Origin of the sequence: Streptomyces dangxiongensis (assembly GCF_003675325.1) — a bacterium.
GTDB lineage: Bacteria > Actinomycetota > Actinomycetes > Streptomycetales > Streptomycetaceae > Streptomyces > Streptomyces dangxiongensis.
On record NZ_CP033073.1, the window covers coordinates 1,210,890 to 1,228,804 of the forward strand.

Consider the following 17,915-nt stretch of genomic DNA (forward strand, 5'->3'; position numbering starts at 1 on the left):
AGGGAGTTCAGACGCGCTCGACGATGGTGGCGACGCCCATGCCGCCGCCCACGCAGAGCGTGGCGAGGCCGTAGCGCTTGTCCTGGCGCTCCAGTTCGTCGATGAGCGAGCCGAGGATCATCGCGCCGGTGGCGCCGAGCGGGTGGCCGAGGGCGATGGCGCCGCCGTTGACGTTGACCTTGTCCAGGGACAGGCCCATGTCCCGCACGAAGCGCAGCACGACCGCGGCGAACGCCTCGTTGATCTCGACCAGGTCGATGTCGTCGATGGTGAGGCCGGCCTTGGCCAGGGCCTTGCGGGTGGCGGGGGCGGGGCCGGTGAGCATGATGGTGGGCTCGGAGCCGGAGACGGCCGCGGCGACGATCCGGGCGCGGGGGGTGAGGCCGTGGCGCTCGCCGACCTCCCTGGAGCCGACCGCGACGAGCGAGGCTCCGTCCACGATGCCGGAGGAGTTGCCTGCGTGGTGGACGTGGTCGATCTTCTCCACCCGGTGGTACTTCTGCAGCGCGACGGCGTCGAAGCCGCCCAGCTCGCCGATGTCCGCGAAGGACGGCTTCAACTTGGCGAGGGAGTCGGCGGTGGTGCCGGGGCGCATGTGCTCGTCGTGGTCCAGGACGACCAGTCCGTTGCGGTCCCGGACGGGCACCACCGAGCGGTCGAAGCGCCCTTCCTTCCAGGCGGTGGCGGCGCGCTCCTGGGACAGGGCCGCGTACTCGTCGACGTCGCGGCGGGAGAAGCCCTCGATGGTGGCGATCAGGTCGGCGCTGATGCCCTGCGGCACGAAGTTGACGGCGAGGTTGGTCATCGGGTCGTTGAACCAGGCGCCGCCGTCGGAGGCCATCGGGACGCGGGACATGGACTCGACACCGCCCGCGAGGACCAGGTCCTCCCAGCCCGAGCGGATCTTGGCGGCGGCCAGGTTGACGGACTCCAGGCCGGAGGCACAGAAGCGGTTCTCCTGGACGCCCGCGACCGTGTCCGGCAGTCCGGCGGCGATGGCGGCGATCCGGGCGATGTCGGCGCCCTGGTCGCCGACGGGTCCGACGACACCGAGCACGATGTCGTCGATCGCGGCGGGGTCCAGGCCCGGGAAGCGGTCGCGGATCTCGTGGATGAGGCCGACGACCAGGTCGATGGGCTTCGTGCCGTGCAGGGCGCCGTTCGCCTTGCCGCGCCCGCGCGGGGTGCGGATCGCGTCGTACACGTACGCTTCGGTGCTCACTGGTGTGCCTTTCGGGAGGGTGGGGCCGAGCGGGTGGGCGGGGTCAGCCGCCGTCGGTGACCAGGTCGTCGGTCGGGCGTGCGGGTATGCCCCAGTCCCGGGCGACCGTCTCCGTGTCCGCGCCGGGCCGGGCGGGGCCGCGGCGGACGGTGGTGGGCGTCGCGGAGAAACGGGGCGCGGGGGCGGGCTGGGTGACGCCGTCGTTGTCGGTGAAGGTGCCGCGGGCGGCCAGATGCGGGTGGTGCGGGGCCTCGCGCAGGGTCAGTACGGGCGCCACACAGGCGTCGGAGCCCTCGAAGACGGCGGTCCACTCGGCCCGGGTACGGGACCTGAAACGGGCGGCGATCCGTTCGCGCAGCTCCTCCCAGCGGGCCGGGTCCGTGCGGGCGGACGCCGGGTCGTCCAGGCCGAGCAGGTGCAGGAACTCGTCGTAGAACTTCTCCTCCAGGGCGCCGACCGCCATGTGGCCGCCGTCGGCGGTCTCGTAGGTGCCGTAGTAGGGGCAGCCGCCGTCGAGCAGGTTGGCGGCGCGCCGGTCCTGCCAGCCGCCGGCGGCGAGCATGCCGTGGATCATCGCGGACAGGTGGGCCGTGCCGTCGACGATGGCGGCGTCGACCACCTGGCCGGTGCCGGTCGCGCGGGCGTGGTGCAGGGCGGCGAGGACGCCGACGACCAGGTAGAGGGAGCCGCCCGCGTAGTCCCCGAGAAGGTTGGCGGGGACGGCCGGGGGTTCGCCGGGGCGGCCGATCATGCCGAGGGTGCCGGTGAGCGCGATGTAGGCGATGTCGTGGCCCGCGCGCCGGGCGAGGGGCCCGTCCTGGCCCCAGCCGGTCATGCGGCCGTAGACGAGGCGGGGGTTGCGGGCGTGGCAGTCCACGGGGCCGATGCCGAGCCGCTCGGCGACGCCCGGGCGGTAGCCCTCGACGAGGACGTCGGCCCGCTCGACGAGGTCCAGGACGCGCGCGGGGCCGTCCGGTGCCTTCAGGTCGATCACGACCGAGCGCTTGTTGCGGTTGGTGACGTCGTATGCGGGGTCGATGGCGAGGCCGGGGCCGCCCGGGCGGTCCACCCGGACCACGTCGGCACCCAGGTCGGCCAGCAGCATGGCGGCGAACGGGCCCGGTCCGATGCCGGCCAGCTCGACCACGCGCACGCCGCGGAGCGGGCCGGCGTCCGGCATCGGCGTCCCTGCCGTTGTCATGCGACCAGCTCCCCGTGCGTGTGTGACAGAACTGATGTAACACCGATGATGCTAAGAACGCGTTCCACCGGGCACAAGACCTGAACGAGCAAGCGCTTAGCGGAGTGCCCGTCCCACCGCGCATCACCCGGGAGAGTGACGGGTACCCCCCGGTGCCCCCCGCGCGCCCGCACCTCCCGGGTTACGGGTGGCGCGTGCCGGCCCGTACCGCGCGGCGCCCCGGGCGACCGGCCCGCGGCTCTCCTGCGGAGGCGCGGGCGGGTGCTTCCTCCCGCTTCTTCGGGGCATTCCCGGCCACCGTCATCGCTTCCTCCGGGTGACGTGTCGGACACCGCACTCCTCACGCTAGCCTCAGCCACCGACAGTGGCGCGGGCTGCACGACGGGCTGCACGAACCGAGGGGTGTCATGAGCAGGCTGAACAGGACGGACCGTCCCTACGACCTCGTGCTCTTCGGAGCCACGGGCTTCGTCGGCACGCTCACGGCGCGGTATCTCGCCGCGCACGCGCCGAAGGACCTGCGCTGGGCGATCGCCGGCCGCGACGAACGCCGGCTGGAGGAGCTGCGCGATCGGCTGCCCGGCGGCGCGGACGCCGGCATGCTGCGGGCCGACGTGAACGAACCGGCCACCCTGCGCGCCCTCGCCGAGCACGCGCGCGTGGTCGCCACGACCGTGGGGCCGTACGTGCTGCACGGTGCGGAACTCGTCGCCGCCTGCGCCGACACGGGGGCGGACTACCTGGACCTCACGGGTGAGCCGGAGTTCGTCGACCTGATGTACGTCCGGCACGACGCACGCGCGCGCGAGACGGGCGCACGTCTCGTGCACGCCTGCGGGTTCGACTCCGTACCGCACGATCTCGGCGCGTACTTCACGGTCCGGCAACTGCCGGAAGGTGTTCCGCTGACCGTGGACGGCTATGTGACCGCCGACGCGGCCTTCTCCGGTGGCACCCTCGCCTCGGCGCTGAACCAGATGGCGCGCGGACGGCAGATGCTGGGCGCCGCGCGCGAGCGGGTCCGGTACGAGCCGCGACTGCCGGGCCGCCGGGTGACGGCGCCGACGGGCGTGCCGAGGTTCGCCGGCGAGGTCGGCGCGTGGGCACTGCCGCTGCCGACCATCGACCCGCAGATCGTGCGCCGTTCGGCACGGGCGCTGGAGCGGTACGGCCCGGACTTCCGCTACCGGCATTACGCCGCCGTCCGGCGCCTGCCGGTCGCCCTCGGTTCGGTCGCCGCCGTCGGCGCGCTGACCGCGGCGGCCCAGCTCCCGCCAGTCCGGCGCCGGCTGTCGGACCGGCTCCGGCCGGGCGACGGACCGAGCGCGCAGAAGCGGGCGAAGAGCTGGTTCAGGGTGCGGTTCGTCGGCGAGGGCGGCGGGCGCCGCGTGTTCACAGAAGTCGCGGGCGGCGACCCCGGTTACGACGAGACGGCGAAGATGTTCGCCGAGGCGGCCCTGAGCCTGGCCTTCGACGACCTGCCGCCGACGGCCGGACAGGTCACCACGGCCGAGGCGATGGGTGACGCCCTGACCGAGCGGCTGCGCGCCGCCGGCATCACCTTCCGGGTGGCGGCGGAACGCTAGGGCCTGTCGCCCGGATCGCGCCGCGGCCGGCCGGAAGCGGCCTCATCCGCGGGAAAGGCCCTGACGGCCTCCCGCAGGGCCTGCCGGCACAGGGCGTCCGCCCGGCGCGTGGTCTCCGGGAGCCGGTAGCGCGGGGTGAGCGCCAGGGTGTGCGCCAGGGCGGTGCCGAGGCTCACCCGGTGGCCGGCCGAGACGAACACCGGCTTGACGCCGTCCCGGGTGCGCAGGGCGCGGCCGACCTCCTCGGCCCCGTCGAGCAGCGGCGCGGAACCGCCCCGCGCCGGCGCCGGGTCGTCGTACGTGAAGGTGAACGGGTTCTTGGCGACGCCGATGGTCGGCAGGTCCGTGAGCACGCCGAGGTGGCTCGCCAGGCCGAAGCGGCGCGGGTGGGCCACCCCGTAGCCGTCGCAGACCACCAGGCCGGGCGGGCACGGCAGCCGGTCCAGGGCGGCCCGCACGGTCGGGATCTCGCGGAAGGCGAGGAGCCCGGGCACGTACGGGAAGGAGACCCGGCCCACGGCCGTCGCCTCCGCGACGACCTCCAGGGTCGCGGCGTCCAGCACGACGGCCGCCGCCGCGACCAGGTCCAGGCCGTCGTCGTAGGCGACGTCGACGCCCGTGACCCGGCCGGTCCCCGGCGGTGGTCCGGGCTCGTCGAGGACGACCCGCCCGCGCAGCCCGTCCTGTACGGCACGGGCCTCTTCCTCGGTCGCGGGCCAGCCCGCGGGTACGCCGACGGTCGTCATGGTGGGCGACTGTACGGGCCGGCCACGGGGTGCCGGTCCGGCGGGGGTAGGCTCGCGATCATGTTCGTTCTGGAGCTGACCTACACCGCGCCGCTCGATGCCGTGGACGCCGTTCTGCCGGACCACGTGGCCTGGCTGGAGGAGCAGTACGAGAAGGGCTTCTTCCTGGCCTCCGGACGCAAGAACCCCCGCGACGGAGGTGTGATCCTGGCCGTCGCCGAGGATCGCGCCCGCATCGAGGAGGTCGTCGCGGGCGACCCGTTCACCGTCGCCGGTGTGTGCGCCTACCGCGTCACGGAGTTCATCGCGACGAAGACGGCTCCGGAGCTGGCGCGCCACCGGCAGACGCTCGGCTGAGCCCGGCGGCTCAGCCCTTCTTCGAGTCGAGCGCGCGCTGGAGCTCGTCCTTGTTCATGTTCGAGCGGCCTTCGATGCCGCGCTGCTTCGCCTCGTTGTAGAGCTGGTCGCGGGTGGGTCCGTGCGAGCCGGACCGGTTGCCCGATCGCTGACCGCCCCGCTCGCCGGACGACATGTCCTTCGTGGAGCTGCGGCTGGCGGTCTTCGACTCGCCCGAACGCGCGCGTTCCTTGTTCACCGTCCGCGCGGCGATCTCCTTGGCGCGTCCCTCGCTCTCGCCCCGCTCCTGGGCGCTGTCCTTGATGTGCTCGTACTGGCGCTCGCGCTTGGGGCTGGAACCGGCTGGCATGATCGCTCCTTTCCTTTGCGGCGGGGAACGGGTACCCGGGTTCCGCCCACCTACGTCAGCGGTCCAGCCGGGCCACCCTGCCCTGCTCGCCGGCCGCCCAGCAGCCCAGGTCGGGCGCGCAGGCCACGGTGTCGTACGACCCGGTGTCGATCGTGCGCCAGCCGCGCCCGCCGTCGGTGGTCAGGTCGGTGCCGGCCGGGCCGACGGCCAGTGCGGCGCCGCGGCTGTGCGGGATCCAGGCGGCACCGGAGCGGTAGGCGGGCGGCTGGACGGCGGCGGGCCGCCAGGTCCGGCCGCCGTCGGCGGTGACCGCCGCGTCGTGCGGTGAGGGCTGGTCGGGGCGGTAGTCGCCGCCGACCGCGATGCCGTGGGTACGGTCGCGGAAGGCGAGCGCGAAGGCGCCCTTGGCCGGATCGCCCGCCGGGATCGGCGTGTCGGCGGCCGTCCAGGTGAGTCCGCGGTCGGCGGAGTGGAGCACGCGCGCGTGGGCTCCACCGCCGGTGGCCAGCCAGACGTCCCTCGGTCCGGAGGTGACCAGGCACTGCCCGCTCGCGGCGAAGCCCGCCTCACCGTCCAGGGCGGGCGGCATGCCGTCCGAGGGCAGTACGCGCCAGGAGCGGCCGCCGTCGGCGGTGGACAGGAGCCTGAACCTGCCGTCGACCGGGTCGCTCAGGGCGAGGCCGTGGCGGGGGTCGGAGAAGGCGAGGCAGTCGTAGAAGGCTTTCGGGTCGGTGTTGCGGAAGGACTCCGTCCAGGTGGTTCCGCCGTCGGCGGTGCGGTAGACGCGGGACGCCTCGCCCTCCCCGATGGCCAGCACCACCGCGCGCCGCGCGTCGAACGCCTCGACGTCCCGGAACTGGAGTCCGGCCGCGCCCGGTGGAGAGACGTTCCGCCAGCCGGCGCCGCCGTCCGTGGTACGCAGCACCGTGCCGCCGGTGCCGGCCAGCCAGGCGGTGCGCCGGCTGACGGCCGCGAGCCCCCTGAAGCGGACCTGCGGGGTGCCGGGGTCCTTCAGCGCCCAGTGCGCGCCCGCCAGGCCCGCGCCGCCCCGCCCCGGCCGCTCTGCACCCGCCGGCGCGGGGCCCGCGTCCTCCAGCGGCCGGGCCCCGGCCGCCGGGGCCGTCAGCGCGGCCAGCGCCGCCCCGCACGCCAGCCCCGACGCCACCAGTCTGTTCGCCCGTCCCCTGCGTCGCGTGTTCCCCAAGCGCCTCATGGCGGGCGAAGCTAGCCCACCGCACCGGCGCCGTCCAGAGGACCACCTGGTCCTTGCCGCGCCGGTCGGCAGCGGAAGGCAGCAGGAGTGATCGCGGACACCTCACCGGTCCACGTGCATGAAAGCCGGTGACCGAGGTCACTCGTTCCCCGTGTGCACGCAACGGCCGTTTCCTTCGTCTCTTCCGGTGCCGGGTGTCACACGTCCGGGAGCAGTCCAGCCGTCACGAGGGAGCAACGCGTTGTCCACCGTCATCGAGCAGCCCGTGGAGGCCCGCCTCGTCGCCGCCGCACCGCGCATGCCGAGCATCCCCGCCACGCTGCGCTACGACCGGCGTGACCCGTTCGCCGTCCGCATGACGTTCCCCGCCCCGGCGACCCTGGAGGGTGTCGAGGTGTGCTGGACGTTCTCCCGGGAGCTGCTGACGGGCGGGCTGGCGGGACCGGAGGGCCACGGCGACGTCCGGGTGCGGCCGTACGGGTACGACCGCACGGTGCTGGAGTTCCACGCCCCCGAGGGCACCGCGATCGTCCACGTGCGCTCCGGTGAGATCCGGCGGTTCCTGGAGGCGGCCGACGCGATGGTGCCCGTCGGCCGGGAACACCTCCAGTTCGACCTGGACCACGATCTGGCCGAGCTGATGCGGGACGCCTGCTAGCGCGGGATCCCGGGCGCCACGCGCGCGCGTGCGGGGCGGGACGGTAATCGCGTTGACAGCCCTCCGGCCCCCTCCTACGGTGTACAGCGGTTCTGTTGCCGCCGATTGGAGAAGGACGTTGCTCGTCTGAGGTCCTGAGACACCGCGTCGCACCGGTGAGGTGTGCGCGGCGTACGACCTCGGCGTCCGAGCCGTCCGTCCCTGGCAGAGGCCTTCTCTCGCGGCCTCCTGCGTTCCCAGGTCCCTCGGTTTCCGCCTCGCGGTGTCTCGACACGTGTCCCCCGACCGTTTCGCACCGTAACGAGGCACCCATGTCCGCTTCCCTCACCTGTACGTCCCTGTCCTTCGCCTGGCCCGACGGCACCGCCGTCCTCGACGGCCTCGACCTCGCCTTCGGCCCCGGCCGGACCGGGCTCGTCGGCGTCAACGGATCAGGGAAGTCCACCCTGCTGAAACTGCTGGCCGGCGAACTGGTCCCGGCCGCGGGCACCGTCAATGCGGCCGGCGAGATCGGCTACCTGCCGCAGAACGTCACCCTGGACACCGCGCTCCGCGTCGACCAGGCCCTCGGCATCGCCGACCGGCGCGCCGCGCTGCACGCCATCGAGGCGGGCGACGTCGCCGAGGAGCACTTCGAGACGCTCGGCGACGACTGGGACGTCGAGGAGCGTGCCCTGGCCGCCCTCGGCGAACTCGGTCTCGGCCACATCGGTCTGGACCGGACCGTCGGCGAGGTCTCCGGCGGCGAGTCGGTGCTGCTGCGGCTCGCCGCGCTGCTGCTGCGCCGCCCGGACGTCCTGCTGCTGGACGAGCCCACCAACAACCTCGACCTGTACGCGCGCCGTCGGCTGTACCAGGCCGTCACCTCCTGGCCGGGGGTACTGGTCGTGGTCAGCCACGACCGGGAACTGCTCGACCTGGTCGACCGGATCGCGGAGCTGCGCTCGGGCGAGGTCACCTGGTACGGCGGCAACTTCTCGGCCTACGAGGAGGCGCTGGCCGTCGAGCAGGAGGCGGCCGAGCGGATGATGCGCGTCGCCGAGGCCGATGTGCGCAAGCAGCGGCGGGAACTGTCCGACGCGCAGGTCAAGCTGGCCCGGCGCAAGCGCTACGGGCAGAAGATGTGGGACTCCAAGCGCGCACCGAAGATCGTCATGGGCGCCCGCAGACGTGCCGCCCAGGAGTCCGCGGGCAAGCACCGCCTGCTGCACGAGGACCGGCTCGCCGAGGCCCGGGAACGCCTGGACGAGGCGGCTCAGGCCGTACGGGACGACGACGAGATCCGCGTCGACCTGCCCGGCACGGCCGTACCGCCCGGACGGCAGGTGCTCACCCTGGAGGACCTGCACATGGTCCACCACGCGCGCGTGGAGGGCGTGCTCGACCTGCGCGGCCCGGAGCGGATCGCGCTCGTCGGCCGCAACGGCGCCGGCAAGACGACGCTCCTGCGGACCGTCGCCGGGGAACTGGCCCCGGTGTCCGGCGCGGCGACGGCGCACGTGCCGCTGCGGTTCCTGCCCCAGCGGCTGGACGTGCTGGACGACGGCTTGACGGTGGCCGAGAACGTGGCCCGGTTCGCGCCGGACGCCACCGGCAACCGGATCCGGGCGCGTCTGGCCCGCTTCCTGTTCCGGGGCGCGCGGGCCGACCGGACGGCGGGCACCCTGTCGGGCGGTGAGCGGTTCCGGGCGGCCCTGGCCGCGCTGATGCTCGCCGAGCCCGCGCCCCAGCTACTGCTGCTCGACGAGCCGACCAACAACCTCGACCTGGCCAGCGTCCGGCAACTGATCTCGGCCCTGGAGTCGTACGAGGGCGCGCTGATCGTGGCCGGCCACGATCTGTCGTTCCTGGAGTCGATCGGGATCACGCGTTGGCTGCTGATGGAGGGAGGAGAGCTGCGGGAGACGACACCCGAGGCGCTCGGCGACCCGGCCTGACCGGTCCGGACGGCGAACCCTGGACGGCCGCGGGGCGGCAGCGACGGTTTTGTGCGTCCCGCGCGGCGCCCTGCATCATGGCGGACCGGTGCCGGCGCAGCCGGCACCGGAGAACCGCACCGTCGACCGCCAGACCCGAAAGGCCCGTCGTGCCCAGCAAGAAGGCCCTCGTCCGCCGCCCCAGCCCCCGCCTCGCCGACGGCCTGGTGACGCACGTCGAGCGGGAGAAGGTCGACGTCGGGCTCGCCACCGAGCAATGGGAGGCCTACGTCGAGGCACTGCGCGCGAACGGCTGGGAGACCATCGAGGTCGAACCGGCCGACGACTGCCCCGACTCGGTGTTCGTCGAGGACACCGTGGTCATGTACCGGAACGTGGCGTTGATCACCCGTCCCGGAGCCGCGTCCCGGCGGCCGGAGACCGCCGGTGTCGAGGAGGCGGTGGCCCGCCTCGGCTGCTCGGTGAACTGGATCTGGGACCCGGGCACGCTGGACGGCGGTGACGTCCTGAAGGTGGGCGACACGGTGTACGTGGGCCGGGGCGGACGGACCAACCCGGCCGGCGTGCAGCAGTTGCGCGCGGCCTTCGAACCGCTGGGGGCCCGGGTGGTGGCCGTACCCGTGAGCAAGGTGCTGCACCTGAAGTCGGCCGTGACCGCGCTGCCCGACGGCACGGTGATCGGCCACATCCCGAAGGTGGACCGGCCGTCGCTGTTCCCGGGCTTCCTGTCGGTGCCCGAGGAGGCCGGCGCGCACGTGGTGCTGCTCGGCGGCGGAAAACTGCTCATGGCGGCGAGCGCCCCGAGGACGGCGGAGCTGCTGACCGACCTCGGCCACGACGTGGTCACGGTGGACATCGGCGAGTTCGAGAAACTGGAGGGCTGTGTGACCTGCCTCTCGGTGCGCATGCGGGAGCTGTACGCCTGACCGGGCGATCCCGTGCCCTCCGGCAACCGCGGGACCTGTGGGTCCCGGGGCTGCCGCGCACCCCGCGCGAGGCACCCCCTCCCGGCGGCTGATCAGCGGTCCTTTACGACACTCTTAACCTACGGCTTCGTAACCTACGGGTTCGTAGCCTACGATTTCGTAGGATCCCGGCACCGCTCGCCGGGCCTCCCCTCCCCCTGTTCGGCGTCCCCCTGGAGTTCCCGTGACGATCACCTCCCCCCAACTCGGCAGTCCGTCCGCCTGGACCGACGCGCGGCTGCTCCACGCGCTGGAGGAAGTGGTCGAGACAGAGCTGAACCGGCATCTGAAAGTCGCCAAGGACTGGATGCCGCACGAGTACGTGCCGTGGACCGACGGACGTAACTTCCCGGGCCTGTTCGAGGACGGCGAGGCCTGGCAGAAAGAACAGTCCAAGGTCACGGAGATCGGCCGCATCGCCCTCGTCGTCAACCTGCTGACCGAGGACAACCTGCCCAGCTACCACCACGAGATCGCGTCGCTCTTCGGCCGCGACGGCGCCTGGGGCACCTGGGTGCACCGCTGGACGGCCGAGGAGGGCCGCCACGGCATCGTGATGCGCGACTACCTGCTCGCCTCGCGCGCCGTCGACCCGGACAAGCTGGAACAGTTCCGCATGTCCCACATGAGCGAGGGCTTCGAGTCCGACAACCGGCACTCGATGCTGCACTCGATCGCCTATGTCGCCTTCCAGGAGCTGGCCACCCGGATCTCGCACCGCAACACCGGCCACCAGTCCGGCGACCCGGTCTGCGACCGCATGCTGGCCCGCATCGCGACCGACGAGAACCTGCACATGGTCTTCTACCGCAACCTGCTGAAGGCCGCGTTCGAGCTGGCGCCCGACCTGACCATGCAGGCGGTCCGGGACGTCGTCGTGAACTTCCGCATGCCCGGCCACAGCATCCCCGGCTTCGAGCGGGCCGCCGCGCAGATGGCGATCGGCGAGGTCTACAACCTGCGCATCCACCACGACGACGTGCTCCAGCCGGTGCTGCGCTTCCTCAAGGTCCTGGAGATCGACGGTCTCGGCCCCGAGGGACTCAAGGCGCAGGAGGAACTGGGCCTGTTCCTGGGCGGGCTGGACACGGAGGCCTCGAAGTTCGACGAGAAGCTCGCCGCGCGCAAGGCCCGGATGGCGGCACGCGCCGGCGCCTGACGGCCCGCGCGCGAGGCGGTCGGCCGGTAGCGCGGGGGGCGGTGTCAGCGGGCGGTGCGCCGCAGGGCGAGACGCTCCTTCTCCGACAGGCCGCCCCAGACGCCGAACCGCTCGTCGTTGGTCAGCGCGTAGTCCAGACAGGCCGGGCGCAGCTCGCACATGGCGCAGATGCGCTTCGCGTCGCGCACCGAGCTGCCGGGCTCGGGGAAGAAGAAGTCCGGCCCGGTCTGTGCGCACAGGGCCTGCGCCTGCCAGGTGTCGTCGGCCGGGGTGATGGTTTCGGAGTGCATGGTCAGGAGCGTGCCGCACGCCGAAAAACGTTCGATCAACGCCGGCTCAACGGCGTCCCCGGCCGCACGATGCGCCCGACGCAGCTCCCGTCCCCGCGATGCCGCTCCCGTCCCCCTGGCGCCGCCCCGTCGCCCCGATGCTGCTCCCTTCGGCCCGGCGTGCGCACGGCGGCGCGCGGAACCGGTGGGAAAACCGGCGTGGGGGCGGGCCGGGGCTCCGTGCGGCCCGGTGTTCCGGCGGCGATCGTCAGTGGGCGGTGCCAGACTCGGCAGTGCACAGGACGGGACCCCTTTCGAGGAGGGCACGCATGCTCACCACCCGTTTCGTCACCGGCGCCCCCAACTGGATCGACGTGGGCACCCCCGACATCGAAGGTGCCACCTCCTTCTACGGCGCCCTCCTCGGCTGGCGCTTCCGGTCGGCTGGACCGGAAGCCGGCGGATACGGCTTCTTCCAGCGGGACGGGAAGACCGTCGCGGGCGGCATGCGGACCGGTCCGGAGCAGGGCCCGCCGGCCTGGACGGTGTACTTCCGCAGCGAGGACGCGCAGGCCACCGCCGATGCGGCCGTACGGGCCCACGGCGGCGTACTGTTCCCGCCGACCGACGTGATGGGCCAGGGCCACATGGCGGTCCTCGCCGACCAGGCGGGCGTGCCGTTCGGGATCTGGCAGCCCGGGCGGACCGTGGGCGTGGACGCGGCGAACGAGCCGGGCGCGCTGTGCTGGGTCGAGCTGTACACCCGGGACATCGCGGCAGCGGCGGCCTTCTACCACCAGGTGCTCGGCCTGGAGACCTACGCGGTGCCGTTCCCGGGCGGGACGTACACCTGTGTCAATCCGGCCGGGGCCGGGGAGGACGCGATGTTCGGCGGGGTGGTGCCGCTGGCCGACGCCCCCGCCGAGGCGGAGGACGGCCCGTACTGGCTGCCGTACTTCGAGGTGGAGGACCCGGACGCCGTGGCCGGCCGGGCGGAGCGGCTCGGCGGGAAGGTGCGGATGCCACCCACGACGGTGGACGGCGTGGGCCGCATGACCAAACTCGCCGACCCGTACGGCGCCCGCTTCGCCGTGATCAGAAGCGCTTCCCCGGAGAGCTGACGCCCTGCCACGACAGGGCCGGACCGCGCTCTTCCGGGCCACGGGGTCGCCGGGCCGGGGTCAGGCCGAAGCGCGGCGTATCAGGGTCGTCGGGAGGATGACTCCCGCCGGTGTGGTGTCCCGGGCGTCGGCAGGAGGCTGCGTGTGGTCCTCCGCCACCGGGTCGTCGCGGTCGCCGGTCAGTCCCTGGAGCAGCAGACGGGCCATCAGGCGGCCCATCTCCTCGATGTCCTGGCGGACGGTCGTCAGCGGTGGGTCGGCCTGCTCGGCCACGGGCATCACGTCGTCGAAACCGACCACCGCCACGTCCTCGGGCACGCGCCGGCCGCTCTCCCGCAGCACCCGCAGCGCGCCGAGCGCGGAGAGGTCGTTGGCGGCGAACACGGCGTCCACGTCCGGGCGTCGGTCGAGCAGGTCACGCATCGCGCGTTCCCCGCCGGCCGGGGTGAAGTCGCTCTCCACGACGAGCGAGGGATCGTTGCCGCCCAGGGCGTCGGCCATGACGTCCCGGTAGCCGTCGAAGCGGTCCACCGCAGAGGTCTGGTCCAGTGCGCCGGTGATGTGCGCGATGCGCCGGCGGCCGAGGCCGACGAGGTGCCGTACGGCCGTGCGGGCCCCGCCGCGGTTGTCGCAGTCGACGTACGCGACGCCCGGCTCCTGCGCCCGGGTGTGGTCGCCCCAGTCGGGCCGGCCGCCGAACACGGTGGGCACGCCGGCCTCGTGGATGAGGCCGGGCAACGGGTCGTCCAGGTGGAGGGAGAAGACGAGCGCGCCGTCGACATGGCCGCCGGCGAGGTAGCGGGCCACGCGCGCGTGGTCGGCGCGGCCCTCGGTGAGCAGCAGCACGAGCTGGTTGTCGTGGGCGGTCAGTTCCTTGCTGATGCCGCGCAGTTGGAGGGCGAAGAAGGGGTCGGCGAAGACCCGGGCCTCGGGTTCGGCGATGACGACGGCGACGGCGTCGTGCCGCCGGGTGACGAGGCTGCGCGCGGCCTGGTTGGGTACGTACCCCAGTTCCTCCACGGCCCGCCTCACCCGCTCGGCCAGCGGCTTGCGGACCCCGTCCCCGCCGTTGACCACCCGGGACACGGTGGCCCGGGAGACGCCGGCCCGCGCGGCCACGGCCTCCAGCGTGGGGCGCGACACTGCCTCGGTCACTTCGGGACTCCTCATCGGCGGTTGCCGATCAGGATAGCCGCGGGGCGCCGGACCGGCCGGGGCCGGCAGCGGCTCGGCCGGCAGGGTGCGGGCCGGCCGGTCAGGACGTCGGCTCGTGTCGGGCCCGGCTCGGCTGGACGCGTTTGGGTTCGCCGGGCATCTTCGGGTACTCCGGCGGGTACGGCAGATCGCCCAGGCCGTGGTCGTGTTCGTCCCTGCGGGCCAGGTCGAGCAGCGCGTCCAGGGAGTAGGCGTGGTCGTCCATGGCGGCGTGCACGTCGCCGACCTCGGCGAACCGGGCCGGCATGGTGGCCAGGTCGAAGTCGCGGGGGTGGGCGACGCCGACCTCCTCCCAGCGCAGGGGCGCGGAGACGGGGGCGTGCGGGCGGGGGCGTACGGAGTAGGCGGAGGCGATGGTGCGGTCGCGGGCCGTCTGGTTGTAGTCCAGGAAGATCCGGCGTCCGCGCTCCTCCTTCCACCACCTGATGGTCACCTGGTCGGGCATCCGGCGCTCCATCTCCCGGCCGACGGCGATCGCCGCGCGGCGCACCTGGGTGAAGGTCCAGCGGGGTTCGATGGGCACGAAGACGTGCAGGCCCCGGCCGCCGGAGGTCTTCGGCCAGCCGCGCAGCCCGCCGAACTCCTCCAGCACGGCGCGCAGTTCGTGGGCGGCGCGGACCGCGTCGTCGTAGTCGGTGCCGGGCTGCGGGTCGAGGTCGATGCGGAGTTCGTCGGGGTGGTCGACGTCGGTGGCGCGCACCGGCCAGGGGTGGAAGGTGAGCGTGCCGTACTGGGCCGCCCACACCACGGCGGCCTCCTCGGTGGGGCACATCTCGTCGGCGCTGCGCCCGCTGGGGAAGGTGATGTGGGCGGTCGGGATCCAGTCGGGCATCCCCTTGGGGGCCCGTTTCTGATAGAACCACTCGCCGCCGACGCCGTCCGGATAGCGCTCCAGGGTGGTGGGACGGTTGCGCAGGGCGCGCAGGATGCCGGGGGCGACGGCCGCGTAGTAGCGGGCGAGGTCCAGCTTCGTGAAGCCCCGCTCCGGGAAGAACACCTTGTCCGGGCTGGACAGCCGTACCGTCCGGCCGCCCACCTCGAGTTCCACCGCATCGCCCATGCGGCCACGGTAGGCGCACCCCGCACGGCGCGCATACCGGGCGGAGCCGGATGTATGCGCGCAGAATCGATCCATGGATCTGCCCGTCATGCCGCCCGTGAAGCCCATGCTCGCCAAGTCGGTGGCGAAGATCCCGCCGGGGATGCACTACGAGGCGAAGTGGGACGGGTTCCGCTCGATCGTGTTCCGGGACGGCGCCGAGGTGGAGCTGGGCAGCCGTACCGGAAAGCTGCTGACCAGGTACTTTCCCGAGCTGGTCGAGGCGCTGCGGGAACGGCTGCCCGAGCGGTGCGTGGTCGACGGGGAGATCGTGATCGCCCGGGACGGCCGGCTGGACTTCGACGCGCTGTCCGAGCGGATCCATCCGGCGGCGTCCCGGGTGCGGACGCTCGCGGAGCGGACGCCGGCGTCCTTCGTCGCCTTCGACCTGCTGGCCCTGGACGACCACGCCCTGCTGGACGTGGAGCTGACCGGCCGCCGCGCCCTGCTGGACCGGGCGCTGGCCGGGGCGACCCCGCCGGTGCACCTGGCGCCGGCGACGACCGACATCGAGGTGGCCCGGCAGTGGTTCGAGCAGTTCGAGGGCGCCGGTCTGGACGGGGTCGTCGCCAAGCCGCTCACCCTGCGCTACCGCCAGGACGAGCGGGCCATGTTCAAGATCAAGCACGAGCGGACGGCGGATGTGGTGGTGGCCGGGTACCGCTTCCACAAGAGCGGCCCGGTGGTCGGCTCGCTGCTGCTCGGGCTGTACGACGACCGGGGCCGGCTCCAGCACGTCGGCGTGTCGGCCGCGTTCCCCATGCGCACCCGCGCCGAACTGGTCGAGGAGCTGGAGCCGTCGCGCATGGACGACGTGTCCGCGCACCCCTGGGCCGCCTGGGCGGACGAGACCGCGCACGAGACGGCCCGGCTCCCGGGGGCACCGAGCCGCTGGTCCGGCAAGAAGGACCTGTCATGGGTGCCGCTGCGGCCGGACCGGGTCGCCGAGGTGGCGTACGACCACATGGAGAACGGGCAGCGGTTCCGGCACACGGCCCGGTTCCGCCGCTGGCGGCCGGACCGTGTGCCGGAGAGCTGCACCTACGCCCAACTGGAGGAGCCGGTGCGCTACGACCTGGCGGAGATCCTCGGTGAGAAGGACCCTGGTTGAGCCGGGCTACGGCTGCATGAGGATCTTGACGGCGCCGTCCTGCTTGCGCTGGAACATCTCGTACGCGTGCGGAGCCTGAGACAGCGGCACCCGGTGCGTGGCGAAGTCGTCCACGCCGAGCGGGTCCGCGTCCGTCAGGTAGGGCATGATCTGGTCGCTCCAGCGGCGCACGTTGGCCTGGCCCATGCGTAGCTGGATCTGCTTGTCGAAGAGGGTGAGCATCGGCATCGGGTCGGCCATGCCGCCGTAGACGCCGCTGAGCGAGATGGTGCCGCCGCGGCGGACCAGGTCGATGGCCATGTAGAGGGCGCCGAGCCGGTCGATGCTGAAGCGCTCGGCGAACGGGGCGCTGATCTTGCGCGGCATGAGCGCGACAGCCTGCTGGGCGAGCTTGGCGACGGCGCTGCCGTGCGCCTCGGTGCCGACGGCGTCGATCACGGCGTCGGGGCCGCGGCCGCCGGTCTCGTCCTTGATGGCGTGGACGAGCGCCTTCTCGTTGTCGAAGGCCCGGATGTCGTACGTCTCCACGCCGCGCCGGTTCGCCCGCGCGAGGCGCTCGGGCACGAGGTCGACGCCGAACACCCGCTCGGCGCCGCGCGCCTTGGCGATGCGGCAGGCCATGTCGCCGATCGGGCCGAGGCCGAGGACCGCCAGGGTGCCGCCGGGCGGGACGGCGGCGTACTCGACGGCCTGCCAGGCGGTGGGCAGCACGTCGGAGAGGTAGACGAACCGGTCGTCGGCGGGCCCCTCGGGCACCTTGATGGGCCCGAACTGCGCCTGCGGCACCCGCAGATACTCGGCCTGGCCACCAGGAACGGCGCCGTACAGTCGGGTGTAGCCGAACAGGGGGGCGCCCATGCCCTCGCCGGTGACCTGGGTGGTCTCGCACTGGGTGGGCAGCCCGGTGTCGCACATGAAGCAGTGCCCGCAGGCGATCTGGAAGGGCACCACGACACGGTCGCCGGGCCGCAGGTTGGTCACCTCCGGGCCGACCTCCTCGACGATACCCATGGGTTCGTGGCCGAGGATGTCCCCCGGGGTCATGAACGGGGTGAGCACCTCGTACAGGTGCAGGTCAGAGCCGGACAGTCCGGTCGACGTGACCCGGATGACGGCGTCCGTGGGTTCCTCGATCCTCGGGTCGGGCACGTCCTCGACCCGTACGTCGCGCTTGCCCTGCCAGGTGACTGCCTTCATGCGGTCGCACTCCCTTGGTCGCGTGTGGCTGCGTCCTGCGTCCCGTGTGCGGTGCCGGCCGGGTACCCACGCCGCTGATGGCGAATCCCGGTCCGTTCCCGTGGGCGGCCGGGTAGGGCCAGCCGTGAACCGATGAGCGCACAATCGGACAAGACGGACGGGGGTGGCCCACGGTGGACACGAGACGCAGGGCCCGCCGGTGGCGCGCGGCACCGCCTCGGGGGCGCGCGGCACCGACGCCGGCCCTGCTGGCCGTCGCGCTGTCGGCCTCGCTCGCGGCGGGCTGCACCGGCCACGGCCGGGACGACGACCACCGCGCCCCGCACCGCATCCCGGCGCCGACCGCGCCCACCGCGGCCGGTTCCCCCCTCGCCGTGAAGATCGACAACGTGCCCGCGGCCCGCCCCCAGACCGGCCTGGAGGCGGCGGACGTGGTCTACGTGGACGTCACCGATACGCCGCCGACCACTACCGACCCGGTGGGCATGAGCGCCCGGCCCACGGTCGCCG

Annotated in this window: 17 protein-coding genes and 1 pseudogene; 9 read left to right on the forward strand and 9 right to left on the reverse strand. The window is 73.3% G+C overall.

The genetic code is table 11. The annotated features are described in order from the left end of the window. Positions 1-7: 7 nt before the first annotated feature. Both D9753_RS05250 and D9753_RS05255 read right to left on the reverse strand, forming a co-directional pair. Positions 8-1,222 (reverse strand): acetyl-CoA C-acetyltransferase, encoded by a 1,215-nt coding sequence (locus tag D9753_RS05250; RefSeq protein WP_121785940.1) that lies wholly within the window; start codon positions 1,220-1,222, stop codon positions 8-10. A gap of 43 nt (positions 1,223-1,265) precedes the next feature. After that, positions 1,266-2,423 carry a CaiB/BaiF CoA transferase family protein gene (locus tag D9753_RS05255; RefSeq protein WP_121785941.1) on the reverse strand — a complete coding sequence of 386 codons (1,158 nt, stop codon included), beginning with the start codon at positions 2,421-2,423 and terminating at the stop codon, positions 1,266-1,268. A 407-nt stretch (positions 2,424-2,830) separates the two neighbouring features. Here D9753_RS05255 and D9753_RS05260 point away from each other — a divergent pair, with 407 nt between their 5' ends. After that, the gene (locus tag D9753_RS05260) at positions 2,831-4,009 is read left to right on the forward strand and encodes a saccharopine dehydrogenase family protein (RefSeq protein WP_121785942.1); all 1,179 of its coding nucleotides are present in this window, start codon (positions 2,831-2,833) and stop codon (positions 4,007-4,009) included. On the opposite strand, the gene D9753_RS05265 is transcribed toward D9753_RS05260, so the two are convergent. Next, positions 4,006-4,755, reverse strand: a complete 750-nt coding sequence (locus D9753_RS05265) for an endonuclease V (protein ID WP_121785943.1) — start codon at positions 4,753-4,755, stop codon at positions 4,006-4,008. The two genes, D9753_RS05260 and D9753_RS05265, sit on opposite strands and share 4 nt — an antisense overlap. Positions 4,756-4,815: 60 nt before the next feature. Between D9753_RS05265 and D9753_RS05270 the strand changes: the two genes are divergently transcribed. Beyond that, a complete protein-coding gene (locus D9753_RS05270) occupies positions 4,816-5,112 on the forward strand; it encodes a YciI family protein (protein WP_121785944.1) in 297 nt (98 codons plus the stop codon). A 10-nt stretch (positions 5,113-5,122) separates the two neighbouring features. Here the strand turns inward: D9753_RS05270 and D9753_RS05275 are convergent, their stop codons facing one another. Beyond that, positions 5,123-5,461: a plasmid stabilization protein gene (locus D9753_RS05275; RefSeq protein ID WP_121785945.1), complete on the reverse strand. Its 339-nt coding sequence runs from the start codon at positions 5,459-5,461 to the stop codon at positions 5,123-5,125. Between the two features lie 55 nt (positions 5,462-5,516). Further along, on the reverse strand, positions 5,517-6,674 hold the full coding sequence (locus tag D9753_RS05280; RefSeq protein ID WP_205614060.1) for a WD40/YVTN/BNR-like repeat-containing protein: 1,158 nt from the start codon (positions 6,672-6,674) through the stop codon (positions 5,517-5,519). 241 nt (positions 6,675-6,915) lie between these two features. Between D9753_RS05280 and D9753_RS05285 the strand changes: the two genes are divergently transcribed. The 4 genes from D9753_RS05285 to D9753_RS05300 all read left to right on the forward strand — a co-directional run bounded on the left by D9753_RS05285 (position 6,916) and on the right by D9753_RS05300 (position 11,393). Next, entirely contained in the window at positions 6,916-7,332 is a 417-nt protein-coding gene (locus tag D9753_RS05285; RefSeq protein WP_121785946.1) for a spore wall synthesis regulator SsgD, read from the forward strand. A gap of 311 nt (positions 7,333-7,643) precedes the next feature. After that, positions 7,644-9,269 (forward strand): ABC-F family ATP-binding cassette domain-containing protein, encoded by a 1,626-nt coding sequence (locus tag D9753_RS05290; RefSeq protein WP_121785947.1) that lies wholly within the window; start codon positions 7,644-7,646, stop codon positions 9,267-9,269. 149 nt (positions 9,270-9,418) lie between these two features. Next, positions 9,419-10,195 (forward strand): dimethylargininase, encoded by a 777-nt coding sequence (ddaH, locus tag D9753_RS05295; RefSeq protein WP_121785948.1) that lies wholly within the window; start codon positions 9,419-9,421, stop codon positions 10,193-10,195. A 223-nt stretch (positions 10,196-10,418) separates the two neighbouring features. Beyond that, positions 10,419-11,393, forward strand: coding sequence for an acyl-ACP desaturase (locus D9753_RS05300; protein ID WP_121785949.1), 975 nt, complete (start codon positions 10,419-10,421; stop codon positions 11,391-11,393). Positions 11,394-11,437: 44 nt separating this feature from the next. Here the strand turns inward: D9753_RS05300 and D9753_RS05305 are convergent, their stop codons facing one another. Further along, complete coding sequence (locus D9753_RS05305) at positions 11,438-11,683, reverse strand: WhiB family transcriptional regulator (RefSeq protein WP_121790913.1); 246 nt, start codon at positions 11,681-11,683, stop codon at positions 11,438-11,440. A gap of 308 nt (positions 11,684-11,991) precedes the next feature. Here D9753_RS05305 and D9753_RS05310 point away from each other — a divergent pair, with 308 nt between their 5' ends. Beyond that, a complete protein-coding gene (locus D9753_RS05310; protein ID WP_121785950.1) occupies positions 11,992-12,783 on the forward strand; it encodes a VOC family protein in 792 nt (263 codons plus the stop codon). 60 nt (positions 12,784-12,843) lie between these two features. On the opposite strand, the gene D9753_RS05315 is transcribed toward D9753_RS05310, so the two are convergent. Both D9753_RS05315 and ligD read right to left on the reverse strand, forming a co-directional pair. Next, entirely contained in the window at positions 12,844-13,938 is a 1,095-nt protein-coding gene (locus D9753_RS05315) for a LacI family DNA-binding transcriptional regulator (protein WP_121785951.1), read from the reverse strand. A 100-nt stretch (positions 13,939-14,038) separates the two neighbouring features. Continuing rightward, the gene (gene ligD / locus D9753_RS05320; protein WP_205614061.1) at positions 14,039-15,058 is read right to left on the reverse strand and encodes a non-homologous end-joining DNA ligase; all 1,020 of its coding nucleotides are present in this window, start codon (positions 15,056-15,058) and stop codon (positions 14,039-14,041) included. A gap of 73 nt (positions 15,059-15,131) precedes the next feature. Here ligD and D9753_RS05325 point away from each other — a divergent pair, with 73 nt between their 5' ends. Then, positions 15,132-16,208 carry an ATP-dependent DNA ligase gene (locus tag D9753_RS05325; RefSeq protein ID WP_121785952.1) on the forward strand — a complete coding sequence of 359 codons (1,077 nt, stop codon included), beginning with the start codon at positions 15,132-15,134 and terminating at the stop codon, positions 16,206-16,208. Positions 16,209-16,214: 6 nt separating this feature from the next. On the opposite strand, the gene D9753_RS05330 is transcribed toward D9753_RS05325, so the two are convergent. After that, a complete protein-coding gene (locus D9753_RS05330; protein WP_121785953.1) occupies positions 16,215-17,405 on the reverse strand; it encodes a zinc-dependent alcohol dehydrogenase in 1,191 nt (396 codons plus the stop codon). 173 nt (positions 17,406-17,578) lie between these two features. Here D9753_RS05330 and D9753_RS05335 point away from each other — a divergent pair. Beyond that, positions 17,579-17,839, forward strand: a pseudogene (locus D9753_RS05335) (DUF3048 domain-containing protein); the annotation flags it as partial. Positions 17,840-17,915 lie beyond the last annotated feature (76 nt).